The organism is Collinsella aerofaciens (genome assembly GCF_028207065.1).
Classification (GTDB): Bacteria; Actinomycetota; Coriobacteriia; order Coriobacteriales; family Coriobacteriaceae; genus Collinsella; species Collinsella aerofaciens_AR.
Genome location: NZ_JAQLFP010000012.1, coordinates 1 through 24263, shown reverse-complemented (window position 1 = coordinate 24263; position 24263 = coordinate 1). Strand labels below are relative to the sequence as shown.

22 protein-coding genes are annotated in these 24263 nt (G+C 66.1%); 17 read left to right on the top strand and 5 right to left on the bottom strand.

Translation table 11 applies throughout. The features are described 5' to 3' along the window. Window positions 1-458 precede the first annotated feature (458 nt). The 17 genes from cobM to cobK are packed head-to-tail and all read left to right on the top strand — an operon-like array spanning window position 459 to window position 16886. Window positions 459-1250, top strand: a complete 792-nt coding sequence (gene cobM, locus PMX72_RS04885; RefSeq protein WP_117800208.1) for a precorrin-4 C(11)-methyltransferase — start codon at window positions 459-461, stop codon at window positions 1248-1250. Further along, the gene (gene cbiD / locus PMX72_RS04880) at window positions 1219-2436 is read left to right on the top strand and encodes a cobalt-precorrin-5B (C(1))-methyltransferase CbiD (RefSeq protein ID WP_271729129.1); all 1218 of its coding nucleotides are present in this window, start codon (window positions 1219-1221) and stop codon (window positions 2434-2436) included. The genes cobM and cbiD overlap by 32 nt, the downstream gene beginning before the upstream one ends. Then, window positions 2429-3118: a precorrin-2 C(20)-methyltransferase gene (gene cobI / locus PMX72_RS04875; RefSeq protein WP_271729128.1), complete on the top strand. Its 690-nt coding sequence runs from the start codon at window positions 2429-2431 to the stop codon at window positions 3116-3118. Before cbiD ends, cobI begins: the two co-directional genes overlap by 8 nt. Continuing rightward, window positions 3119-4252, top strand: coding sequence for a cobalt-precorrin 5A hydrolase (locus tag PMX72_RS04870; RefSeq protein ID WP_271729127.1), 1134 nt, complete (start codon window positions 3119-3121; stop codon window positions 4250-4252). Then, window positions 4252-4995, top strand: a complete 744-nt coding sequence (cobJ, locus tag PMX72_RS04865) for a precorrin-3B C(17)-methyltransferase (RefSeq protein WP_042435525.1) — start codon at window positions 4252-4254, stop codon at window positions 4993-4995. The genes PMX72_RS04870 and cobJ overlap by 1 nt, the downstream gene beginning before the upstream one ends. Continuing rightward, a complete protein-coding gene (gene cbiE, locus PMX72_RS04860) occupies window positions 4983-6455 on the top strand; it encodes a precorrin-6y C5,15-methyltransferase (decarboxylating) subunit CbiE (protein WP_271729126.1) in 1473 nt (490 codons plus the stop codon). Before cobJ ends, cbiE begins: the two co-directional genes overlap by 13 nt. Next, the gene (locus tag PMX72_RS04855) at window positions 6452-7834 is read left to right on the top strand and encodes a cobyrinate a,c-diamide synthase (RefSeq protein ID WP_271729125.1); all 1383 of its coding nucleotides are present in this window, start codon (window positions 6452-6454) and stop codon (window positions 7832-7834) included. The genes cbiE and PMX72_RS04855 overlap by 4 nt, the downstream gene beginning before the upstream one ends. Continuing rightward, window positions 7827-8969 carry a nicotinate-nucleotide--dimethylbenzimidazole phosphoribosyltransferase gene (locus PMX72_RS04850; protein WP_271729124.1) on the top strand — a complete coding sequence of 381 codons (1143 nt, stop codon included), beginning with the start codon at window positions 7827-7829 and terminating at the stop codon, window positions 8967-8969. The genes PMX72_RS04855 and PMX72_RS04850 overlap by 8 nt, the downstream gene beginning before the upstream one ends. After that, window positions 8966-9514, top strand: coding sequence for a bifunctional adenosylcobinamide kinase/adenosylcobinamide-phosphate guanylyltransferase (locus PMX72_RS04845; protein WP_271729123.1), 549 nt, complete (start codon window positions 8966-8968; stop codon window positions 9512-9514). The genes PMX72_RS04850 and PMX72_RS04845 overlap by 4 nt, the downstream gene beginning before the upstream one ends. Further along, the gene (cobS, locus tag PMX72_RS04840; protein WP_253056102.1) at window positions 9511-10278 is read left to right on the top strand and encodes an adenosylcobinamide-GDP ribazoletransferase; all 768 of its coding nucleotides are present in this window, start codon (window positions 9511-9513) and stop codon (window positions 10276-10278) included. Before PMX72_RS04845 ends, cobS begins: the two co-directional genes overlap by 4 nt. Beyond that, window positions 10275-11276, top strand: coding sequence for a histidine phosphatase family protein (locus tag PMX72_RS04835; protein WP_118376665.1), 1002 nt, complete (start codon window positions 10275-10277; stop codon window positions 11274-11276). Before cobS ends, PMX72_RS04835 begins: the two co-directional genes overlap by 4 nt. Beyond that, complete coding sequence (cbiB, locus tag PMX72_RS04830; RefSeq protein ID WP_271729122.1) at window positions 11276-12250, top strand: adenosylcobinamide-phosphate synthase CbiB; 975 nt, start codon at window positions 11276-11278, stop codon at window positions 12248-12250. Before PMX72_RS04835 ends, cbiB begins: the two co-directional genes overlap by 1 nt. Next, window positions 12247-13470, top strand: coding sequence for a pyridoxal phosphate-dependent aminotransferase (locus tag PMX72_RS04825; protein WP_271729121.1), 1224 nt, complete (start codon window positions 12247-12249; stop codon window positions 13468-13470). Before cbiB ends, PMX72_RS04825 begins: the two co-directional genes overlap by 4 nt. Then, window positions 13463-14962 carry a cobyric acid synthase gene (locus PMX72_RS04820; RefSeq protein WP_271729120.1) on the top strand — a complete coding sequence of 500 codons (1500 nt, stop codon included), beginning with the start codon at window positions 13463-13465 and terminating at the stop codon, window positions 14960-14962. Before PMX72_RS04825 ends, PMX72_RS04820 begins: the two co-directional genes overlap by 8 nt. Next, on the top strand, window positions 14959-15474 hold the full coding sequence (locus PMX72_RS04815) for a cob(I)yrinic acid a,c-diamide adenosyltransferase (RefSeq protein ID WP_148331370.1): 516 nt from the start codon (window positions 14959-14961) through the stop codon (window positions 15472-15474). The genes PMX72_RS04820 and PMX72_RS04815 overlap by 4 nt, the downstream gene beginning before the upstream one ends. Continuing rightward, window positions 15475-16116 (top strand): precorrin-8X methylmutase, encoded by a 642-nt coding sequence (locus PMX72_RS04810; RefSeq protein WP_117861862.1) that lies wholly within the window; start codon window positions 15475-15477, stop codon window positions 16114-16116. Further along, window positions 16113-16886: a precorrin-6A reductase gene (gene cobK / locus PMX72_RS04805; RefSeq protein ID WP_271729118.1), complete on the top strand. Its 774-nt coding sequence runs from the start codon at window positions 16113-16115 to the stop codon at window positions 16884-16886. Before PMX72_RS04810 ends, cobK begins: the two co-directional genes overlap by 4 nt. 232 nt (window positions 16887-17118) lie before the next feature. Here the strand turns inward: cobK and PMX72_RS04800 are convergent, their stop codons facing one another. From PMX72_RS04800 to sdaAA, 5 genes are all read right to left on the bottom strand, one after another. Beyond that, window positions 17119-18333, bottom strand: a complete 1215-nt coding sequence (locus PMX72_RS04800; RefSeq protein WP_271729117.1) for an ABC transporter permease — start codon at window positions 18331-18333, stop codon at window positions 17119-17121. Next, window positions 18330-19103 carry an ABC transporter ATP-binding protein gene (locus PMX72_RS04795; RefSeq protein WP_271729116.1) on the bottom strand — a complete coding sequence of 258 codons (774 nt, stop codon included), beginning with the start codon at window positions 19101-19103 and terminating at the stop codon, window positions 18330-18332. The genes PMX72_RS04800 and PMX72_RS04795 overlap by 4 nt, the downstream gene beginning before the upstream one ends. Then, a complete protein-coding gene (locus PMX72_RS04790) occupies window positions 19103-20539 on the bottom strand; it encodes an efflux RND transporter periplasmic adaptor subunit (protein WP_271729115.1) in 1437 nt (478 codons plus the stop codon). Before PMX72_RS04790 ends, PMX72_RS04795 begins: the two co-directional genes overlap by 1 nt. Window positions 20540-20671: 132 nt before the next feature. Next, the gene (locus tag PMX72_RS04785; protein WP_271729114.1) at window positions 20672-22387 is read right to left on the bottom strand and encodes a L,D-transpeptidase; all 1716 of its coding nucleotides are present in this window, start codon (window positions 22385-22387) and stop codon (window positions 20672-20674) included. Between the two features lie 149 nt (window positions 22388-22536). Next, complete coding sequence (gene sdaAA / locus PMX72_RS04780) at window positions 22537-24144, bottom strand: L-serine ammonia-lyase, iron-sulfur-dependent, subunit alpha (RefSeq protein WP_271729113.1); 1608 nt, start codon at window positions 24142-24144, stop codon at window positions 22537-22539. Between the last annotated feature and the right edge of the window lie 119 nt (window positions 24145-24263).

Genomic DNA, 24263 nt, shown 5'->3' with positions numbered 1-24263 from the left:
CAAGCGAAAGAAAAGCGCGCTCGTCCGCAAAGGGATAGCGCGCCTGTTTCTTGCATTCGAAAGGGAAGCGCACTCCTCGGGGTTCACAAGGAGATAACGCCACGGCGATGCCGTGAGGAAAAGGCGAAGCAGTCTGGCTTGGGGCGCGAGGTGGTTCGCCCGCGCGTCCTACACAGTAATGTCCCTTGCCCAGGATTCCCACCTGGTTCCCTCCGCAAGCCAGCGCGGGCTGTGTGGGCGCCGCGCCGGTCATTTCCTTTTATTCGATTGTCATATGCTCGTTGCCGAAACTACCACTATGATAGTGGGCGTTTGTGGGCGTGTCAAAGCCAGGGCGGGCGGCATTGCGCCTCCTGCCTACGTATTTGCGCCGATTGCCGCTGCGGGCGCCGTGTCTTGCCTGCTGCGCGAAGGGCGGCGTAAACGGTTGCGATGAGAAACGGGAAGGGAAGGCTCGGATGATTCATATCGTTGGCGCAGGTTCGGGCGCCGCCGACCTTATCACGCTGCGCGGGGCGCGTCTTCTGCGCGCGGCCGACGTGGTCGTTTGGGCGGGGAGCCTTGTGAACCCCGAGCTGCTCGCCGAGTGCAAGGAATCCTGCGTCGTCTACGACAGCGCGCACATGACCTTGGAGGAAGTGCTCGACGTGATGTGCGCGGCGGATGCGCGGGGCGAGGAAGTGGTGCGCCTGCACACGGGCGACCCGTGCCTGTACGGCGCCATCCAGGAGCAGATGGACGCGCTCGACGCGCGCGGCGTGGACTACGAGGTGGTGCCCGGCGTGTCGAGCTTTTGCGGTGCCGCGGCGGCGCTTCGCCAGGAATACACGCTGCCGGGAATCAGCCAGTCGGTCGTGATCACGCGGCTTTCCGGGCGCACCCCCATGCCCGCGGGCGAGGGCATGCGCACCATGGCGGAAAGCGGCTCGACTATGGTCATCTTCCTGAGCTCGGGTATGCTCGCCGAGCTTTCCGCCGAGCTTTTGGCCGCGGGCCGCAGCTCCGACGAGCCGGCGGCGCTCGTGTACAAGGCGACCTGGCCTGAGGAGCGCGTGGTGCGATGCACAGTGGGCACGCTCGCCGATGCGGGCGCGCGAGAGGGCATCGACCGCACGGCGCTCGTGGTGGTGGGCCGCGTGCTCGGAGCTCGCGGCGGGCTTGCGCACAACGGCGGGCAAGCGGAGTCGTACGAGCGCAGCAAGCTTTACGACCCTTCGTTTGCCACAGGGTATCGGAAGGCGAGCAGCTAGCGTGGCCTTCGAGCACTACATATATACCGGGACGACCCGCCTGCGCTGCGGCTACACCACGGGGAGCTGCGCCGCGCTCGCGGCGAAGGCGGCCTGCGAGATGCTCTTGTCACGAAAGCCCGTCGGCCGCGTGTCGATCGTCACCCCCGGCGGGCTGCCCGTCGAGGCGAACGTGGTCGACGCATGTATCGGCGAGGGGCGCGCCCAGTGCGCCGTGCGAAAGGACGCAGGCGACGATGCCGATGTGACCGACGGCGTGCTCGTGTACGCGCGCGTGGAACATGCGGGGTCGGGCACGGGTGCTGCGGGCAGCAAGGGCGTGCCCGCGCGCGAATCGGAAGTTTCCGTCGATGGCGGCGTGGGCGTGGGGCGCGTGACGTTGCCCGGGCTCGAGCAGCCGGTGGGGGCGGCCGCCATCAACGCGACGCCGCGCGCGATGATCACTTCGGCGGTGCGCGAGGTGTGCGCCGCGCATGGCTTTTCTGGAAATATTGCTGTGACGATTTCGGTACCCGAGGGTGTTGCCCTTGCCGAAAAGACCTTCAACCCGCACCTGGGGATAGAGGACGGCATCTCCATCCTGGGCACGACGGGCATCGTCGAGCCGCGCAGCCTCGCTGCCTTGCGCGACAGCATCGAGCTCGAGATCCGGCAGCATGCGGCTATGGGGCGGCGCGGAGTCGTGCTCACGCCCGGCAACTACGGCGCGCAGTTCATCTCGGGGCATTTCCACCTAAACGGTGCGCCGGTGGTCTTCATCTCCAACTTCGTGGGCGATGCGATTGATTGCTGCGTTCGCGAGGGATTTACCAATGTCCTTCTTGTGGGACACATCGGCAAGCTGGTGAAGGTCGCGGGCGGCATCATGGACACCCATTCGCGTACCGCCGACTGCCGCGCGGAGATTCTGGCCGCCCACGCGGCCTTGGCCGGCGCGGGCACGAAGACTGTGCGCGAGATCATGTCGTCGGTCACGACCACGGCGGCGCTCGAGGTAATCGAGGCCGCCGGCGTGGGGGACGCTGCGCGCGCCTCGCTCGCTGTGGCAATCGAGGACAGGTTGCGCCGCCGCGCGGCGGGCGGATGCGACATCGCCGCGGTCGTGTTCGACGCCGAGCGCTGCGAGCTTTTCCGCACGTCGGGCGCCGATGCAATTATCGGGGAATTGGGGGCGACGTATGAGTAAAGGCGTGCTGTACGGGGTGGGCACGGGGCCTGGCGACCCCGAGCTGCTCACGATCAAGGCCGTCCGCACAATCGAATCGTGTCCGGTCATCGCCGCGCCGCAGACGGCGGACGGGGTCATGGTCGCGCTTGACATTGTGCGCGGCGCCGTCGACCTTACAGGCAAGACGGTGATCCCCGTGCGATTCTCGATGACGCGCGACGCCGAGCGCCGCGCGGCCGAGCATGCCTCGCTTGTTCGCAAGCTTGTCGCTCACCTGGATGCGGTCCGCGACGTCGCGCTGCTGAACCTGGGGGACCCGAGCATCCACGCCACCTTCCAGCGCATAGCGCCCGACGTGCGCGCCCGCGGGTTCGAGGCGTGCGCTATTACCGGCGTGCCGAGCTTCTGCGCGGTCGCCGCGGCGCTCGAGCGCGACCTCACGCCCGAGATGTCGTCGCCTCTGCACATCGTGCCCGGCGGCTACGACGACGTGCGCCACGCAATCGGCTGGCCGGGGACGAAGGTGGTCATGAGGGCGCGCCGCTCGCTTGCGGACACGAAGCGCATCCTTCGCGAGGAGGGCGCCTTCGACGGTGCCGAGCTCGTAGAGGACTGTGGGCTTCCGGGCGAGCGCGTGTACCGCTCGCTCGACGATGTGCCCGATCGGGGCAGCTACTTCTCGACGATGGTGGTGCGCTAGATGAGGATTTCCTGCATAGCGTTCACTGAGAGGGGGTATGCGTTGGCGGAGCGCGTCGCACGCGCGCTTTCCGATTGCGCGCAGACAGGTGAAGATGACCCTGGCTGGAACGTTTCCGTTTCGCGCGGGTTCGGCGAGGGGAAGGCCGACCTGCGCGCATGGACGGCGCTCGCGTGGGAAGCGTCGGACGCGCTTCTGTTCGTGGGCGCGGCGGGCATCGCCGTGCGGGCGATCGCGCCGCATGTCGCCTCGAAGGCAAGCGATTCCGCGGTTGTGGCGATCGACGAGGCGGGGCGCTTTGCCGTCCCGCTTTTGTCGGGGCATTTGGGCGGTGCGAACGAGCTTGCGCAAACTGTGGCACGCGCGGCAGGGGCCATCCCCGTCATCACCACGGCGACCGACGTCCGCGGCGTGTGGGCGGTGGATACGTGGGCGCGCTGTGCGGGGCTCGCCGTTTCGAATCCCGAGGCCATCAAGCGAGTGTCGGCGCGGCTGCTTTCGGGCGGGCGCGTGGCGCTCTATTCCGACATGCCGATTTCGGGACAGCCGCCTGAGGGGGTTGACATTGCGTCCGACCGCGCTCGGGCCGATATCGTCGTGTCGCCGTTCGCTGGCGCGAATGCAGGTGCGTCCGTTCGCGCAGCGGAGACGACGGGCGATGTTGTGCCCGCCGGTGAGACGGGGAAGCCGGCGGGCGTGCGGGCGCAGGAGCCTGCGCCCGAGCCGCTTCGTCTTGTCGTGCCCTGCATCGTTGCGGGCATAGGATGCCGTCGCGGTGCGTGCGCCGAAGCGATCGGGGAGGCGTTTCTTCTCGCGTGCGGGCAGGCGGGTATCTCGCCTTCGGCCGTGCGCGAGGCGGCGACGATCGACGTGAAGGCGCACGAGGAGGGTCTGCTCGCCTTCTGCCGCGCGCGCAAGATTCCGCTTGCGACGTATTCCGTAGAGGAGTTGTCGCAGGTCGAAGGCAGCGTTTCGCCATCTGATTTCGTGCGCGCGACGGTGGGGGTCGACAACGTGTGCGAGCGCGCGGCGCTCGCGGACGGGGGCAAACTAATCTTCCCGAAGCTCGCTCACGGCGGCGTGACCGTCGCGTTTTCCAAGGTAACTATCGAACTTTCGTTTAAGGAGCTGTGATGGGAAAGCTCTTCGTGGTGGGGATCGGCCCGGGCGGCCCCGACGGCATGACGATTGCGGCTCGGCGCGCGCTCGAGGCGGCCGACATCGTTGTGGGGTACACGAAATACGTGGAGCTCGCGCTCGCCGCCGTGCCCGACGCGGCGCATCTAGCGACGCCGATGATGCACGAGGTCGAACGGTGCCGCCTGGCGCTTTCGCGCGCGCAGAGCGGAGAAGCCGTGGCGCTTGTGTGCAGCGGTGACGCGGGCGTGTACGGCATGGCGAGCCCCGTGCTGGAGCTTGCGGAGGACTACCCCGATGTAGACGTGGAAGTTATCGCCGGGGCCACCGCGGCTCAGAGCGGGTCGGCGGTGCTCGGCGCCCCGCTTGCCCACGACTTCGCGGTCGTGTCGCTCTCCGACCTGCTCACGCCGTGGGAGGTCATCGAGCGCAGGCTCGCCGCCGTGGCGAGCGCCGACTTCTGCATCTGTTTGTACAACCCGCGCAGCAGAAAGCGCGCCGACAGGCTCTCGCGCGCGGCGAAGATTATGCTCGAATGGAAGGCCCCCGACACGCTCTGCGGCTGGGTACGCAACATCGGGCGCGAGGGGCAGCAGTCGGGCATGTGCAGGCTCTCCGAGCTGGGGGAGTTCGACGCCGACATGTTCACCACCGTGTTCGTCGGCAACGCGGACACGAAGCGCGTAGGCGGCCGTATGGTCACGCCGCGCGGGTATCGGGAGATTCCATGCGAAAGGTAACGATCATCGGGGCGGGGCCCGGAAACCCCGACTTGCTCTCGCGCGCGGCGCTCGACGCGATCGACATCGCCGACGTGGTCATCGGCGCTCATCGCGCGCTTGTCGGCATCGACGTGCCGCCCGACGTGGTGAGATGCGAGCTCGTGAAGACGGCGGACATCGTCGCCGCTCTCATCGATGCGGCGTCGTGGCAGCGCGCCGTGGTCGTGATGACGGGCGATGTGGGGCTGTTCAGCGGCGCGCGCCGCCTGGTGGAGGCGCTCTCCGGCGACGCGCGGGTGGACGTGCGCGTCATTCCCGGCATAAGCTCAGCGTCGTATCTCGCCGCGCGCCTCGCGCGTCCATGGCAGGATTGGCGCTTCGCGAGCGCTCACGGCGTGGCGTGCGACATCGTGGCCGAGGCCGAGCGCGCAGGTGAGCTCTTCCTCGCCACGTCGGGCGGGGAAGACCCCTCGCGGCTTTCGGGCGAGCTTGTGCAGGCGGGCTTCGGGGACGCGCGCGTGACGGTGGCCGAGCGCCTGTCGTACCCCGACGAGCGCATCACCTGCGCGACCGCAAGTGAAATCGCAGGTCAGACGTTCGATGACTTGAACGTGATGCTTATCGAGTTCGCAGGCTGCGCCGGGTCGCCTGCGGGCTCTAGCGCAGCCTCCGAGGCGCCGGCCGGCGCGTCTGCGCCCGCGGCGGCTTCTTTCGCGGCGGACTCTGCGGGCGCATCCCGCGCCGCGAGCTCCCGCTGGCCGTACGCTTCCTCGGGCATTCCCGACGAGCTCTTCATCCGCGGCGACGTTCCCATGACCAAGCAGGAGGTGCGCGCCGTCGCGCTCGCGAAGCTGCGCCTTACCGCGACCGACACCGTGTGGGATGTCGGCGCCGGCACGGGGAGCGTGTCGATCGAGGCGGCGCTCGTCGCGCGAGCGGGGTCGGTATGGGCGGTCGAGCGCAACGCGGCCGGCGTGCGGCTCATCCGAGAGAACGCGGATGCATTCGGGTGCGGCAACGTGCATGCGGTCCCCGGTGTCGCCCCCGAAGCGCTCGCGAAACTGCCTGTCCCCGACGCCGTGTTCGTCGGCGGGAGCGCGGGCGAGCTTCCCTCCATCGTGGAGGCGGCGCTCGAGAAGAGCTCGCAGGTTCGCCTGTGCGTGCCATGCGTCACCGTTGAGACGCTCACCGAGGCGTGCGCGCTCCTCTCGGGTTCGCGCTTTAAGGGGTTCGAGGCGTGCCAGGTGTCGGCCGCCCGTGCCGAGGCTGTAGGCTCGCACCATCTTATGAAGGCGCAAAACCCCGTGTTCCTCGTCAGCGCGCGTGGTGCGGGCGCGGATGCCGAGGAGCTTGCCGAAGTCGGCGCGCTTGCTGAGTCGCCTGTCGGGAAGGACCTCTCTGTCGAGGGGAACCCATCCGTTGAGGTGGTCTCGCTTGCTAACTGCAGCGCCGCAGGTGGGGAAGGCGGCGCCCGGTGAGCACGTCCATCCCGCGCTTCATGGTCGCTGCGCCCTCGAGCGGGAGCGGCAAGACGGTCGTAACGTGCGCGCTCCTGCGCGCGCTCGCGCACCGCGGCATTGCATGCGCGGCCTTCAAATGCGGCCCCGACTACATTGACCCGCTCTTTCATCGCCGCGTCGTGGGTGCGCGCTCGGGCAATTTAGACGGCTTCTTCACCGACGCCCCGACGCTGCGCGCCCTGCTCGCACGCGGCGCCGCGGGCGCGGATGTCGCGGTGCTCGAGGGGGTTATGGGCTTCTACGACGGCATGGCGCCCGGCGTGGCCGACGCGAGCAGCTACCAGGTTGCGCGCGACACGGAAACGCCGGTCGTTTTAGTGGTGAACGGGCGCGGGGCGTCTTTATCGCTCGCCGCTGTAATCCGCGGCATCGCCGAGTTCCTGCCTTGTGCGAACGTGCGCGGCGTCGTGCTGAACAAGACGAGCGCCGCTGCCTGCGCCTACGCGGCGCCTGCGATCGAGAAGCACACGGGCGTCGCGGTTTTGGGGAATATCCCCGCCGACGAGGCGTTCTCGCTCGAAAGCCGGCATCTGGGGCTTGTGACCGCCGACGAGGTCGAGCAGCTCTCCGCGCGCATCGACAAGATGGCCGAGCTGGTGGAAAAGAGCATCGACGTCGACCGCTTGCTCGAAATAGCGGCGACGGCACCCGATATCCGCGAGGAACCTTACCGGTTGGAGCCGATCGCGGGAGCGCGGCCCATCGTCGCCGTCGCGCGTGACGAGGCGTTCTCGTTCTACTACGAGGAGAATCTGCGCGCGCTCGAGGACCTGGGTTGCGAGCTGGCCTTTTTCAGCCCCCTGTGTGATGGCGAGTTGCCCCGGGGGACAAGCGCCCTCTATCTGGGGGGCGGCTACCCGGAGCTCCATGCGCGGCAGCTCTCCGAGAACGTGTCGATGCGCGGGGCGGTGCGGCGCGCTGTGGAATCCGGCATGCCGACGGTCGCCGAATGCGGTGGGTTTCTGTACCTGCAGCGCGAAATCGCCGATAGCGAGGGGTGGCGCTGGCCTGTTGCGGGCGCCCTTGAGGGCGCAAGCGAGAACGGGGGAAGGCTGTCCCATTTCGGGTACGTGGAGCTCACTTCCCAACGCGACGGGCTCTACGGGCCGCGCGGCACACGCATCCGCGCGCACGAGTTCCACTACTGGCAGTCCACCTGCCCGGGCGGCGACTTTTGGGCGCAGAAGCCCCGGCGCGACAAGGGCTGGCCGTGCATGACGACCACCCCGTCCCTGGTGGCGGGCTTCCCGCATGTGTACTATCCTGCGAACCCCGACGTTGCGCGCGCGTTCGCGTCTGCCGCAGCGTCGTTCACAGAGAGGAGGCGGCATGGCTGAAGCAACCAAAACCGCGCTTGCCTGCATCCGCGAGGAAGTCGAGCGCGTGTTCTCGTCGGCGCCGGGCGCCGTGCTCGAAGCCGCGCTTTCCCGGATCGCGCCCGCAGACGAGTGCGCCCGTGCCGCCGCGTACGCCGCGTGGGACTCCATCGCGCACCCCTTGGGGGGATTGGGCGACTTTGAAGACGCCGTCGCGTGTATCGCCGCAGCTCAGGGGAGCGCCGAGGTGGCCGAGTTTCCCCGTGCGCTCGCGGTATTCTTCTCCGACAACGGGGTCGTTGCCGAAGGCGTGTCGCAAAGCGGGCAAGATGTGACGCGAGCCGTCGCGCGCAACATGTGCGAGGGGGCCGCGAGCGCCTGCCGCATGGCGGCGTTCGCGAGTGCCGAGGTCGTGCCCGTCGACGTGGGTATGGCCCGGGGCATAGAAGACGCGCGCATGGTGCGCGCGAACGTGCGGCGGGGGAGCGGCAACATCGCTCTCGGCTCCGCTATGTCTCGCGATGGGGCCGTGCGCGCGATCGAGGTAGGAATCGCCGTCGCGTGCGGGCTTGCCCGCGCCGGCGTGCGCCTTCTCGCCGCGGGCGAGATGGGCATCGGCAACACGACCACCTCGGCGGCGGTGGCCGCAGTGCTCATCCGGGCGGACGCGCGGAGCCTTGTCGGGCGCGGCGCGGGGCTCTCGGACGCCTCGCTCGCGCGCAAGCGCGACGTGGTCGAGCGCGCTATCGACGCGAACTCGCCCGATCCCGCCGACCCGATCGACGTGCTCTCGAAGGTGGGCGGCTTCGACATCGCTGCGATGTGCGGCTTCTACCTGGGGGCCGCGGTCTCGAAGGCGCCGGCGCTCCTCGACGGGGTCATATCCTGCACGGCGGCCCTGTGCGCGGCGCGCCTGTGCCCCAACGCCTTGGGCTACCTCGTGGGCACCCACGCATCAAGCGAACCCGCAAGCCGGGAGCTCCTTCGCGAGCTCGGCATAAAGGCGCCCCTCGACGCAGGCATGCACTTGGGCGAGGGCGCGGGCGCCATGGCGTATCTCCCCCTTCTGGATTCGGCGCTGCGCGTGTACCGGGATGGGAAGACGTTCACGGCGACTGGCATGGCTGCTTACGAGCATTTCGAGGCCGGGAAATGACGGTGACGCTCGTCATCGGCGCCGCCGCGAGCGGCAAGAGCGCCTACGCCGAGTCCCTGTGCCTCGGGCACGACGGCCCTCGCGTGTACCTGGCAACGATGGAGCCCTTCGGGGAAGAGGGCGCCCGCCGCATCGCGCGCCATCGGGCGCTGCGCGAGGGCAAGGGGTTTTCCACCCTCGAGCGAACGCGTGACGTGGGCGCCGCAGTGTCCGGGCTTCCGCGCGGCTGCACGCTTCTTTTGGAGGACGTGGGCAACCTGGTTGCGAACGAGCTTTTCGCGGAAGGCGGCTTGTCCCCACGTGACCCCGACGCTGCGGCGCGCGAGGTGCTCGGAGGCATCGAACGGCTCGCTCAGGCCGCTGCGTATACGGTGGTGGTCACCGTCGACGTGTTCGCCGATGAGATGCGCTACGATGAGGGGACCGAGGCATGGAGGCGCGCGCTCGCGCGCGTGAACGCGGGCGTGGCGGCGCTGGCCGACCATGCAGTCGAAGTGGTATGCGGGATTCCCGTGTGGATGAAAGGCGAAGGACCTACAAGGTGAAGATAGCAGAGGCAATCGGCGCGGCGTTCGGAACGTTCTCGCGCATCCCCGTCCCGAAATCGGCCTGGACCGATTTCGGGTCAACCCATGCGCTTGCCGCGTTTCCCCTGGTGGGCCTTGCGGAAGGGTTCCTCATGACGGTGTGGGGGCACGTGGCGAACCTGCTCGGCGTGCCCGCGACCATCGTCGCGGCCGTGCTCGTGGCGCTGCCTGTGGCGGTGACGGGAGGCATCCACCTAGACGGGCTCTGCGACACCTCCGATGCGCTTGCAAGTTGGGCCCCGCGCGAGCGAAAGCTCGAGATCATGCACGATCCGCGGGCGGGCGCCTTCGGGGTCATCGGTGTTGTTGTGTACCTTATTCTGCAGTTTTCCCTGTTCACCGCGCTGCCGCTTACGGCGGGGGCGTTCCTCGCGCTTCTGTGCTCGCTCGTGTTCTCCCGCGCGCTTTCGGGACTCGCCGTTGAATGCTGGCCTGCCGCGCGGGCGGACGGCATGGCCGCGGGGCTCTCGCCTGCGAAGAAGCGCGCGGCGATCGTCGTGCCGCTTTGCGCTTTCGCTGCGGCTTCGGCTGCAGGGATGGTCGCGTGCGCTCAGGCCGTCGGCGCCTTTATGGCGGTGGCGGGGCTTTTGGTGCTCGCGTGGTACCGCCATGTTGCCCTGTCCCGCTTCGGCGGGGTGACGGGGGATTTGGCCGGATGGTTTCTGCAATGGGCCGAGCTCGCGATGCTTGCCATGCTGGTGGTGGGGGGCATGCTCCTATGATGCTCGTGGTAGGTGGCGCGCATTCGGGGAAGAGGACCTTCGTGCGCGAAAAACTCGGGTTCGCGGCGGACGATTTCGTCGATGCGGCGCAGCTTGCGGAGGGCGGCGTGCCCGCGGCTTTTGCCGGCCGCGTCGCATACCGTGCTGAGGAACTCGTACGCGCGCTCGACGCTGACCGGGCGCTCGAGCGGCTGATCGGCTTCGACGCAGTGATTCTGCCCTTGGTCGGCTCGGGGGTCGTCCCCATGAGTGCGGAAGACGCCCAATGGCGCGAGCGCGCGGGGCGCCTGGGATGCGCGCTCGCTGCGCGCGCCGACGTCGTCGTGCGCATGACGTGCGGGATTCCCCAGGTCATCAAAGGAAACCTTGCCGATGCACCTCGAGGGACGCAGGGCGCGGGTGCGCCTTTGGAAGTCGTCTTCGTGCGCCATGGTGCCACGGCGGGCACGGAAGACCATCGCTACAGCGGGGCGGGCACCGACGAGCCCCTGTCGAGTGCGGGCGAGCGCGCTTTGCGCGACCTCGCGTGCGATCGTGACGTGTTCCGTGTTATCACGAGCGGCATGGCCCGCACCGACCAGACGGCGCGCATCCTCTTCCCGAACGCGGAGCTTATGGCGTGCCCCGGTCTGCGCGAGATGGATTTCGGCGACTTCGAGGGGCGAAGCGCCGCCGAGCTTAAAGAGGATGCGCGCTATCGCGCCTGGGTAGACTCCTGGTGCGAGACGCGCTGCCCGCATGGCGAGGGCAAGAGCGATTTCACCCGCCGCGTCATCGCGGCGTTTCGGGAGGCGTGCGAATCGGAGCGCGCCCAGGGGAGTGGGCGCGCCGTCTTCGTCGTTCACGCGGGTACCGTGAAAGCGCTGCTCTCCGAGCTAGCTGTCCCGAAAATGGGATACTTCGACGTGCATACCGAGCCGGGCGGCGCATGGGCCGCCACTTGGGATGGGCGCTGCCTTCGCGACGTTCGCCCCGCTTCGGGGGGCGATGCCCGGTGATGACGATTCTTGCCGTCGCCGCCGGGTTCGCGGCCGACCTTGCCTTCGGCGACCCGCGCTGGCTTCCCCATCCCGTCGTCGCCATGGGGCGCGCGATCACGTGGGCCGAAGGCCGCCTGCGGGGCGCATTCCCGCAAACGTCCGCGGGCACGCGCGCCGCAGGGCTTGTGCTTGCCGTGGCGCTTCCGCTTACGTGTGGGCTTTTGACCTGGGGAATCCTGCATCTTTGCGGCATGGTTCACTCCGGCTTGCGCTTCGTGGCCGAGGCATGGGCGAGCTATCAGATTCTCGCGGCATGCGAGCTGCGCCGCCAGAGCCTGGCCGTGGCCCGCGCGTTCTCGAAGGGCGGACTTGTCGAGGCGCGCGAAGCCGTCGGGCTCATCGTGGGACGCGACACGTCTGTTCTCGACGAGCAGGGCGTCGCGCGCGCCGCTGTGGAAACGGTGGCGGAGAACGCGAGCGACGGCGTCATCGCGCCGCTTTTCTACCTTATGATCGGGGGTGCGCCCTTGGGCATGGCGTACAAGGCGGTGAACACGCTCGACAGCATGGTGGGCTACAAAAACGAGTGCTACATCGACTTCGGCTGCGCTTCGGCGCGCCTCGACGATGCGCTGAACTGGATTCCCTCGCGCTTATCGGCTCTGCTCATGATCGCCGTGTGCCCGATCGTCGGGCTCGACGCGCGCGGGGCGGCGCGCATCTGGCGCCGCGACAGGCGTCGCCATGCGAGCCCGAACGCGGCGCAGACCGAGTCGGCGTGCGCGGGTGCGCTCGGACTGCGCCTGGCAGGACCCGCGGTGTATTTCGGCAAGCTCGTTGAGAAACCGACGATAGGCGACGCGTCCTGCGAAATCGAGTGGGGCGACATCGCCCGGGCGACAAGGCTCATGCTCGCCGCGTCCGTATGCGCGCTCGTCGTCTTCGGCGCCGCGCGCGCGGCGGTCGTGCTCGCCGTGGGGGCGATGGCATGAGGAAAGACCACGCCGCGCCCCGGGCTGCCGGGGGAATCCTGCGCGCCCGCACGCATGGGGGCAGCGCGCAATCGCTCGGCATCGCTTGCGAAGGGGGTGCCTCCGACCTCATTGACTTCTCGGTGAACGTGAATCCGGCAGGCCCCTCGCCGCGCGCCGTCGCCGCAGCTTGCAAGGCGCTTTCTCGAATCGACGCCTACCCCGATAGGGAAAGCCTCGCCCTCGTTCGCGCCCTAGCGCGCGACCAGGGCATTCCCGAAGATACTATCGTCTGCGGCGCGGGCGCGTCCGACATCATCTGGCGGCTCGCCGCGGCGGTGCGCCCGAAACGCATCGTCGTGTGCGCGCCGACGTTCTCTGAATATGCGGAGGCGGCATCGTACTACGGCGCATGCGTGCAGGAGTTCCCGCTCTCCGAAGCGGACGACTTCGACGTGCCCGCCTCCTTCGCCCGCGCGATCGAGGGGCCGGGAGACGTGGCGTACCTCTGCAATCCGAACAACCCGACGGGGCGCCTCGTCGACCCCCGTGTGATCGATGCCGCGGCTTGCCGCTGCGAGCAGGTGGGCGCGCTGCTCGTCGTGGACGAGTGCTTCCTCGGATTTGCGCCCGACGCCCGCGAAAGGAGCGTGGCCGCACGCGCCGCGTGTTCGCGCCATGTGGCCGTGCTCTCCGCGTTCACCAAGCTCTACGGAATGGCGGGGTTGCGGTTGGGATATCTGATCAGCGGAAACGCCCAACTCATCGAGGGGATTCGCCGGGCGGGGCAGGCGTGGCCCGTCTCTTCGGTCGCCGAGGCCGCGGGCATCGCCGCCCTGGAAGACATTGAATACGTCTCGCGCACGCGCAATGTATTGGAGGGCGAGCGAGCGTGGCTTTCCCACGAGCTCTCCTCGCTCGGGCTTTCCGTCGTGCCGTCGGATGCGAACTTCCTTTTAGTCCGCACGCCGGCGAAAGACATCCCCGAGCGCCTGTATGATCAGGGGGTTTTGGTCCGCACGTGCGACTCGTTTTCGGTACTGTCCCGTTTCTGGTGCCGCGTCGCGGTGCGCACGCGCAAGGAGAACGCCCGGCTTGCGATGGCGTTCGGCCGTGCGCTTCGGGCGGAAGACGCATCGGGCGAAGGCGAACCCGACGAACGGGGCGGCGCTTCTTTCAGCGGCGCTATGGCGGGCGCGGATGGCCGAGGCTTGGCGAAGGAGGTCGATACCCGTGGGTAGGGCCAAGCCCATCATGATCCAGGGCACCATGTCGAACGCGGGGAAGAGCCTGCTCGCGGCGGGGCTGTGCCGCGTACTTTCGCAGGACGGCCTGCGCGTGACTCCCTTCAAGAGCCAGAACATGGCACTCAACAGCGGCGTCACGGCCGACGGGCTCGAGATGGGGCGCGCCCAGATCATGCAGGCCGAGGCGTGCGGCATCGCGCCCGACGTGCGCATGAACCCCATCCTGCTCAAGCCCGAAAGCGGCCACCGAAGCCAGCTCATCGTGGCCGGCAAGGCGCAGGGAGCCTTCGCTGCGAGGGACTACTTCGCGCGAAAGAAGGCGCTCATGCCGCAGATTTTGGAGGCGTTCGATTCGCTCGCGGAGGAAAACGACGTCATCGTCATCGAGGGCGCCGGCAGCCCCGCCGAAATCAACCTTGCCGAAAATGACATCGTCAACATGGGGCTCGCGCGCGCCGTGTCCTCCCCCGTGCTGCTTGCGGGCGACATCGACCCGGGCGGGGTATTTGCCCAGCTCTACGGCACGGTCGCGCTCCTTGCGCCCGAGGACCGCGCGCTTTTGCGGGGGCTTGTGGTGAACAAGTTCCGCGGCGATGTGGAAATCCTGCGCCCGGGTTTGGCCCCGCTCGAGAAGATGTGCGGGGTTCCCGTCGTGGGGGTCGTGCCGTATCTCACGCTTGACCTGGACGACGAGGACTCGCTCGCGCCGCGCCTATCTGCCCGCGAGGCGCGCGGCGTCATCGACGTCGCCGTCGTGCGTCTTCCGCATCTGTCGAACTTCACCGACTTCGACCCGCTTTCGCGCGTGCCCGGCGTGGGCGTGCGCTACGTTTCCTCGACGACCGATCTGGGCCGACCCGACCTGGTGGTGCTTCCCGGCTCGAAGACTACGCTCGACGACGCGCGTTGGCTTGCGGCTAGCGGCATCGGAGCCTGTGTACGCGCGCTTTCGGGCGCGGGCACGCCGGTGCTCGGCATATGCGGAGGCTACCAGCTTTTGGGAGACGAGCTTTCCGACCCGCACGGCAGGGAAGGCGCTGGTACCGCGCGCGGGCTCGGGCTCATCCCTGCAAGTACGGTTTTCAAGAAGGAAAAGCGCCTCGCCCAGTCGGCACTGCGCATCACGGGCGCCCAAGGCGCGTTCTCGGTGTGGAACGGCATGATGGCGCGCGGGTACGAGATTCACGACGGCGAAACGACCGTCTCCTGCGCCCCTGCGGGCACGATTGGCGGCAAACCGGAAGGCGCGGCCTGCGGTAACGTGTTCGGAACCTATCTCCACGGCCTGTTCGACGAACCGGGGGTGGCGCTCGCCCTCGCGCGCTCGCTCGCGCGCATGCGCGGCCTGCCCGAGAGCGTCGTGGGTGACGCGGGCGCGGCGTCCGCGGCCGATCACCGTGCGCGTGAGTTCGACCGCCTGGCCGACGTCGTGCGCGGGGCGCTCGACATGGAGTATGTCTACCGCATTATCGAGGAGGGCGTATGATCCACGTGTATCATGGCGACGGCAAAGGCAAGACCACGGCGGCGATGGGCCTCGCCCTTCGCATGCTCGCTGCAGGCCGCCGCGTCGTCGTCGTACAGTTCCTGAAAGACGGCGAAAGCGGGGAGGTGCGCCTGCTCGCTGAGCATTTCGGCGTGCCCGTGTTCGCGGGGAAGGCGTCGGACAAGTTTACCTGGTCGATGACGTCGGAAGAACTTGCCGCGACGTGCGAGCTGCACGATGGGAACCTCGCTTCCGCGCTCGTCGAGCTCGAGTGCGCGCAAGAGGGACTGCTCGTGCTCGACGAGGCGCTCGACGCGCTTTCGAAGGGGCTTGTCGACGAGGCGCTCGTGGACCGCGCACTCGATATGTCCGCGCTCGGCGTCGAAGTAGTGCTCACCGGGCGCGCGCCTTCCCGCAAGATCGTGGAGAAGGCCGACTACATAACCGAGATGCGGTGCGAGAAACACCCCTACGAGCAGGGGATATGTGCAAGGGAAGGAGTGGAGTACTAGATGGATTCCAAGGAGATGGCGCCCGGCGACATCGAGCGGCGCAGCTTCGAGATCATCACCGAAGAGCTCGGCGGCCGCACGTTCCCGCCGCTCGAAGAGCCCGTCGTGAAGCGCGTCATCCACACCACTGCCGACTTCTCGTACGCCGATTCCCTCGTGTTCACCCATGACGCCGCGCACTGTGCGCTCGACGCACTGCGCGCAGGGGCCACGGTGCTCACCGACACGAACATGGCGCTCGCAGGCATAAGCAAGCCCGCGCTCGAGAAGCTCGGCTGCAAGGCCGTGTGCTTCATGGCCGACCCTGATGTCGCCGCGGCTGCGCGCGCCGCGGGCACGACTCGCGCCGTTGCGAGCATGGACAAAGCTTGCGGCATCGAGGGTCCGCTCATCGTGGCCGTCGGCAACGCTCCCACAGCACTTCTGCGCCTCGCCGAGCTCATGGACGCGGGGAAGATCGCGCCCGCGCTCGTCGTTGGGGTGCCGGTCGGGTTTGTGAACGTGGTCGAGGCGAAAGAGGAGCTACTCGCACGACGCGTTCCGGCCATCGTCGCGAGGGGTCGCAAGGGCGGTTCGACCGTGGCGGCCGCCATTATGAACGCGCTGCTCTACCAGATCACGCGCACAGGCGGCCCGAAGTGACGGCCCCCGCATCCGCGCTGGCGCTGCGCATCTTCGCCGGCACCACCGAGGGCCGCCTTCTGTGCGAATGGGCGAGCAGGGCGGGCATCCCCGCCCGTGCCTACGCGGCAACCGAGTACGGAGGCGAGCTTTTGGGCGAGCTTCCGGGCATCGAGGTGTATGCGGGCAGGCTCGACGATGCCGACATGGAGCGCGAGCTTTCCGGCGCGTACATCGTTGTCGACGCCACGCACCCCTTCGCTACGCTCGCAAGCGGCAACATCCGGGCCGCTTCGCTCGCCGTGGGTGCACGATGCCTGCGCCTTGCGCGCCCGGTCGAGGCGCTGCCCAAAGGCGTCGTGCCGGTCGCGTCGATCGCCTGCGCGGCGCGCTTTCTCTCCGAGAACCCGGGTCGCGCGCTTCTCACGACGGGGAGCAAGGAGCTTGCTCCCTACACGCGCGTCGCCGATTTCGCGGAGCGCTTCTTCGTGCGTGTGCTCCCGCTGCCCGGTGCTATAACGAAGTGCATCGACGCGGGGTTTTCGCCGTCGCACGTCATCGGCATGCAGGGGCCCTTCACCCGCGAGCTCAACGAGGCGATGCTTCGGCAGGTGGGCGCCCAGTGGCTTGTGACTAAGGACTCGGGAACCGTAGGCGGCACGGCCGAGAAGCTCGCCGCCGCGCGCGACGTGGGAGCGCGCTGCATCGTGGTCACCCGTCCCGCCGAGGGAAGCGGGGCCCTTTCGCTTCGGGAAGTGGAAGACGCGCTCTTACGGGAGTTCGCGCGCTAGGCGCTTGCCGCGCCTGCGCGCCCTCCCGCCCGCGAGGAGGAGCGTCCCGAGCAAGCTCGACCCGTACAAGCCCGTCATCCATCAATAGCTCGAGGACGACGCCCAGAACTGGCGCAAACAGCCCTTCAATAAGTTGCGGTGAAATAGTGTCTGTTTTTGCTGCTAGATAGCATATTCAGTCCCTAATTCACCGCAACTTGTTGGTGGTGGCTTACTGGTAGCTGGTGGTGGCTTACTGGTAGCGTAGGCACTCCACCGGGTTGAGCTTTGCCGCGCGGCGAGCGGGGTAGAAGCCAAAGATTACGCCGATGCCGACGGAGACGCCGAAGGCCAGCAGCACCGTGGCGATCGAAAAACTCGGTGTGATCTCCCCACTGGCACCGAGCTCGTTGAGAACCCCTGATCCTGCGGCAAACATCGCGAGGCCCCAGGCCAGCAGATAGCCAATCAGGACACCCAGCAGGCCACCGGTGACGCACAGCGCCGAGGACTCGGCCAAAAACTGCGCGGTGATATCGCGGCGACTGGCGCCCAAGGCACGGCGAATACCGATCTCGCGGATGCGCTCAGTCACGTTGGTAAGCATCATATTCATAATGCCGATTCCGCCGACAAGCAGTGAGATACTGGCGACAGCGCCCATGATGAGCGAGAAGGCGCCCATAAACGAGTTGAGTGCATCGATGGCGCTTTTCATGGAGGTCGCCGATACGCTGTCGTACTCATCATCCTCCGAGATGCCCTTCATCGCGCGCACCTTAGACTCGATGGTCTTGCAGAGCTCGTCCATGTCTGTGCCCTCGGCGGCAAGTGCCGTCACGCTGGGAAATGAAGGATTCTCGTCGCCAAACAGGCCGGAGATGGTTTCGCGTGGCATATACAGCGTGAGCGAGCCCATGGAGTCGCTGCCGCCATCAATCACGCCTACAATCTGCACCTCGCCGTTGGACACCTTGATGGTTTTCCCCAGTGCGTCCTGTTCGTTGCCGTAAAGCTGATCGGCGCCGCCGCGGCTGATGAGCGCCACGCGCGAGCCTGATTGGGACTCGGCCTGGGAATAGGTTCGCCCCGCAACGAGCTTGCTGGCCCCCACGGCGTCGAGCATGTCGCTGTCGACGCCCTGCGCCATGACGGTATAGCTTTTATCGCCGGTCTTGTATTCGGTATACGCGCTGTCGACAATGCCGATCTGCTCAATCTGCGGCAACAGTTTTTGAAGCTTCTCGATGTCCGACTCGGTGAGTTCTTGCGACGAATAGATTTGCACCATGCGTGCCGCATTGAGGCCCAGGCTGTTGACCAGGCTGTTTTGGATGCCGCCGATGAGCGAGGTCATGGCGATGACCGAGGCAATGCCAATGACGATTCCCAGGATGGTGAGCAGGCTGCGCCCCTTGTTGGCCTCGAGCGAATGAAGGGCTTCCTGGATGAGATCGCGGGCGCTCATGCCATCACTCCTTTCGGCGGGTTGGCGGAGGCGGAAATCATGGGCAGGCTATCTACGGCGCTGCGCAGGGTCCGCGGTGCATGTGGAATATACGCGCCGTCGTGAATGCGACCGTCGCGTATGGTCACGGCACGGTCGGCCTCGGCGGCAATGCCGGGGTCGTGTGTGATAAGCACGATGGTTTTGCCACGCTCCTGGAGCTTATGGAAGGTCTCCATCACAAGCGCTCCGGTTGCGGAGTCCAGGTTTCCCGTTGGCTCATCGGCCAGGATGATGGGCGGGTCATTGACGAGGGCGCGCGCGATGGCGACACGCTGCATCTGGCCGCCCGAGAGCTCGGATATGCGGTGGTCCCAGTGGTCGACCGGTAGCGTGACGGCCTGCAGTGCGTGCACGGCGCGCATCTCGCGCTGGCTACGGGGCACATTGGTGTAGGCCAGCGGCAGCATGACGTTTTCGATAACCGACAGGCGCGGCAGCAGGTTGAAGCTCTGAAAGACAAAGCCAATGCTCAGGGCGCGAACTTCGGTGAGCTCGTCATCATCGAGCTCGGCCACGTTGAGCCCTTGCAGGTAGTAGTCGCCTGCCGTCGGTTTATCCAGGCAGCCTAGGATGTTCATGAGCGTCGACTTGCCCGAGCCCGAGGGGCCGGTGATAGCGACGAACTCGCCGGGATCTACCGCCAGGCTCACGTTGTGCAGGATATGGGCGCAGCCGGCCTCGCTCTCAAAGATACGGTGCACGTTGCGAATGTCGATGACGGGACGCATTACATACCCTCGTCGGCAGACATGTTGCCCGAATCCGCGCTGTGGCCGCCGTCAGCCGTTGCGCCCGCTCCGGTGTCCATGACGAGGGTGTCACCGTCGCGCAGTTTGGTTGTGGGCACGCCAGGATTGATTTCGTTGCCCTGGTCGTCGCGCTTGATCTGTGTCTTGCCGACTACGGCTTCGTTGTCGTTTTGTGTCACGATGGTCACCTTCACGCGACGGGTTTGCTTGCCCTCGTCATCGGTTGCCACGTTGACGTAATAGTGTTCGCCATCTTCGGTCATGAGCGCCATCGTCGGCACCATCACCACGTCGTCGAGCTTCTCGGTCACTACCGAGACCTCGGCAGTCATACCCGGCTTGAGGCGACTGTCGGGTGCTTCGATGAGGATGTCGACGTTAAAGGTCACGCTGCCGCCGCTACCGGAGCCGGAGTCAGAGTTTGCAACCGAGGCGATAGCCGTGACGGTGCCCTGGCTCACGATATCGGGAAACGCGGGATAGGTCACGTTGGCGCTTTGGCCCACGGCAATTTTGGCGATATCCTTTTCGCCTACCTGAACCGTCACCTTCATCTTGGACAGGTCGGCGATCTGCATGCACTGCTTGCCGCCGCTCGTATCGCTTTCGCCCATGATCATTCCGCCTGTTACCGTGGCGCCCACCTTGGCGTTGAGCTCCACGATGCTGCCCGAGCTCGGGGCCGTGACCGTTCGGCTGGCGGCCTTGGCGTTCGCCTGATCGAGGTTTGCCTGGGCCGATGCGAGACTGCGCTGAGCGGCCGATACGGCGTTCGTGTCCGCTGATGCGGCGGAGATGCCAGCCGCTGCGGAACCTCCGTCGACGTCCGTCGTTGGGTTGGCCTGCGCGGCAGCTGCGGCTTTCTGCGCGTTGGCGAGGTCTTCTTGAGCGGCTGCAACTGCACGCTGCGCCTCGGCAACGTTACGATCGAGCTCGTCGTTTTTAATGGTCATGAGCACGTCGCCCTCGTTGACGGATTGGCCCGCCTGCACGTTGATCGAATCGACCGTGCCGTCGACAGAAGGGGAGACCACTGAGGACGAAATGGGTTTGAGCTGGCCTTTCGCCTCGACCGTTGTGCTAAACGTGCCCTCGGTCACCATGTCGGTTACCGGCTCGCTAGCGCCCTGTGGCTGCGCATTGATAACCAGGGTTGCGACAATGGCAATGAGCGCGATGGCACCTACGACGCCGACGGCAATACCGCGTCGAATCAGCTTTTTGCGTCGACGGTCGGCACGTTTTGCCTTGAGCTTGGCGTACGCCTCTTCATCGGAAATCTCGGCCGTATCGTTCGTGCGTTCGCTCTGCTTGTCGGCATGTACGTTTGTAATCAGAGGAATCGTTTCGGTGGCACCTTCGGGCGTGTGCTCGGTATCATCCGGGCCCGGGGCGATCGTGGGGACATTCGGCATAGCGTCTCCTTTATAGATAGAACCTCGATAAGTATATGCGCCCATCGGTTGGGATGGGCGCATAGGACGGTTTCTTTCGGAACTGTTAGATTGTTTGCAGCGGTTCCACGTTGTATTAATGCGCGCGTTGCACTACGAGTGGACAACCACGCACAGGCCGACTTTGATGCAGTCGTGAAGTGCCTTTGCATCGGCCAGGCGCAGGTTGATGCAACCGTGGCTGCCGCACCACTTGTAGGAGTTGGGATCGTCGAAACTCTTGTCGTTTTGCCACGTTGCATCGTGGAATCCGACCATATTGCCCTCGAACGGCATCCAATAGCTGACCGGGCTCTCGTATTTGGGCTTGCCGGTCTCGGGGTCCTTGGCACCGATAAGCTTGCTGGCGCCATTGTTGCTGTTGATCTGCCATACGCCCTCGGGGGTGGCGTCCTCTCCCGGCTTGCCAGAAATAAAGTTGGCCTCCCAAACGATATTACCGTTCTCGTCATAGTAGCGCGCATGCTGCTCGGACAGATCGACATCGACGTATGCCTTCCAGTCGGGCTCTCCCTTTGCAGTAAAGGTGTCGGCCTTCTGGGAGTACTTGATCTCGATTTCGCCGGTCTGCTTGTTGTTAATGGCGTCCTCGACCTGCTTGGCGAGCGAGCTGCTGTCGATGGACCAACCAAAGTCGCCGCCTTCGACGGCGCATTGCTTGCCATCGGCGCGCGTCCACCAGCGAGTGGAGCCCACGGTATTGAAGCCGTTGGCGAGCTCGGCTGCCCAGCTGCTGATCTGCGACGTATCGAGTGTGGGGTTGGCCGGATCGGCAAAGCTGATCCACTGCAACACGGAGCTGCCATCAACCTTGCCGGCATCCTCGCCGTTGAGCTTGAGGGTCACGTTGACGCCCAGGAAGTTGTTGGCGGCATCGCATGCGGCCTGAATCTGATCATCGGTCAGCGTTCCATTGAGCGGCTCATAGGCATCGTTGCCGAGCTTGGAAAGGTCTACGGTCTCGGCCAGCGAGGCAAGCTCGAGCTCGGCATATTTAATGATATGCTCGCGGTTGAGTTTTTCGTTGGAGCGCGCCTTCTCGACGGTAAACTTGCCGGCCTGCTCGTCATAGGAGCTATTGGCCTCGAACGCGCCCGAACGCCCCTCGTTAAACTCGTCGATGGCGGCGCCCAGATCCTTCTCAAACTGCTTTTGGTCAAAGGTGTCGGAGAGCATGGACAGGTCGACGTCTTGATCAAGATCGACTTCGTTGGAGCTAGCGGTTGTTTTGGTCTTGCCGCTTAAGGATTCTACAAGGCGAACCGGCCATACAAAGGCTTCGTTGCGGCTGATAATCTCTTTTGCGGCAGCTTCGCCGTCGACAATGGGCTCATCGGACTCGGGCTGATAGGTCCAGCTAAAGTCATCGCCTGTCACGGTGAGCTTATAGTGCTTCCAAGCCGAGTTGACCTTGGTGGCGGCAGACGAAGCGTTGGAGAACGAGACATCGACGCCGGCGATAGTGGTGTTGGGGTAGGCTACCTGCGAAAACGCTACGACGCCTACGATATAGACAATGACGATAAGACCCAGGACGACAAAGAGCGTCGTCTTTTTGCCCGACTTATTGTTCTCGGCGGGTTTGCGTGCGGGGCCGCGATCGCCTCGAGCGTGCGTGGGGGGCTGCTTGGGCGCATTGCCATTTGCCTGGCGCTGCTGATGCTGCTTGTTCGGACGTTGGGAAACGTTTGCCGCACCTCGCTGCTGACCGCGGCTCGGCGCGATAGGACGCGGCGACTGAACGCCGCCTGTGTGCCTGCTCGGCTGCTGCGGATCGGGAATCAGTTGAGTTCGATCGTTTTGCGACATCGTATGCATATCCTTCGAATTTCGCCTTGCGGCTCATCGTGTTTTTACTGGGCTTGCATTATAGCGATTACCCAGTTGTTTGTGGTATGGAAACGGTGGCATTCAAAAGAGGTGGGACATTTGTCCCACCTTCGAGTCTTTCTTTGTCGCTATCCGCACACACCGCATTTTGCACAGGCCGAAAGTGCGGCCGGAGCCTGCGCGATGCCACCCTTTGCTGTCTCGCGCAGCGTGGTCGGCAACGCGTGGCCCACGGAGAGCATGACGTGCGCCATCTGGTCAAACGGCACCAGGCTCTTGATACCGGCAAGTGCAAGCTGCGCCGAGCTAAATGCCGCGGCCACGCCGATGGCATTGCGGTTTTGGCACGGCACCTCCACGAGGCCACCGACGGGGTCACAAACGAGGCCCAGCAGGTTACTCAGCGCGATGGAACTGGCGTCGAGCGCCTGCTCGGGCGTGCCGCCGAGCATCTGCACCAGCGCGGCGGCTGCCATGGCGGCGGCGCTTCCCACCTCGGCCTGGCAGCCGCCTTCGGCGCCGGCGACGCAGGCGCTCGTGGTGAGGTTGAGGCCGATGGCGGCTGCGCAGTAGAGCGCGTCCATGACCTGCTCGTCGTCGAGCTGAAGGTGATCGGCGAGCGCCAGCACGCAGCCGGGCACGACACCCGCGGAGCCTGCCGTGGGAGCGGCGACGATCACTCCCATCGTGGCGGAGCGCTCGAGCACGGCCATCGCGCGGGCCACGGCGTCGGTTTGAACGGTGCCCATCAGGCTCGTGCTCAAATCGTTGCGGCCGGTGGCATCGACGAGTTTAGCCTCGCCGCCGATAAGCCCGCCGAGCGATCGTTGCGGATTGACGATGGGGGTCGTGGTCTCCTCGCGCATGACGTCGAGCACGCGGCGCATGGCGGCGACGGCGTGGGCCTCGCCGGTCAGACGCGCCTCGCGCACGGCCATAACGGCGCCGATATTCAGGCCGAGCTCGGCGCACGCATCGAGCAGCTGCTCGCCGTCGTCGAAGATCTCCTTTGCCGAGACACCGGGGGAGAGCGACGAGGCAGAACCGGGGAGCTCGATAAAGGTCGCGTAATCGACATTGTCGAGTTTGCGGAGCATGGGGACGACGGTGTCGTCGGGCGCGCCGTCGGTCTCGAAGACGGAGTAGGCCTGGCCGCCCACTTCGGTGCGGTAGGTGCGGCAGAAGGCGATGTTCACGTGTGCGTAGGCGAGCAGGTTCGTGAGCGCGGCGAGCACGCCGGGGACGTCGTAGTGCGCCACGAAGAGTGTGGAGTACATGCCCGAGATGTCGACGCCGACGCCGTTAATGCGGCTGATGCGCATCTTGCCGCCGCCCAGGCTCTCACCGCGGACCTGGGCCGTGGCGCCCGTGTCGTCGACCATGTCGATGTCGACGGTGTTGGGGTGGATGGAGGCGTCGTCGCCCTTGATGTCAAAGTGATATTCGAGGCCCTGCTCGTGCGCGAGGTCGAAGGCCTGCTTGATGTTCTCGTCATCGGTGTCGAGGCCCAGGATGCCCGCGACGAGCGCACGATCGGTGCCGTGGCCGCGGTAGGTGTGGGCAAAGGAGTTCCACAGGCCAAAGGTGACCTTAGTGATGCGGCCTTCCAGCAGGCTGGCGGCAACTTGGGCGCAGCGCAGGGCGCCGGCGGTGTGCGATGAGCTGGGGCCGACCATGACGGGCCCCAAGATCTCAAATGCCGAGGTCGTAGCTAATGTTTGCGGCTTGCCTGCCATGGCTGCTCCTTTAATCTATCCCGTCGTCCCGAGGTGCGGGGCATAAGGTCGCCTGCTCGGACAGTCCTGACTCGCACGGAGAGCACATTAAGTGCTCTCCGGCTCGTGCGGAACTCGCG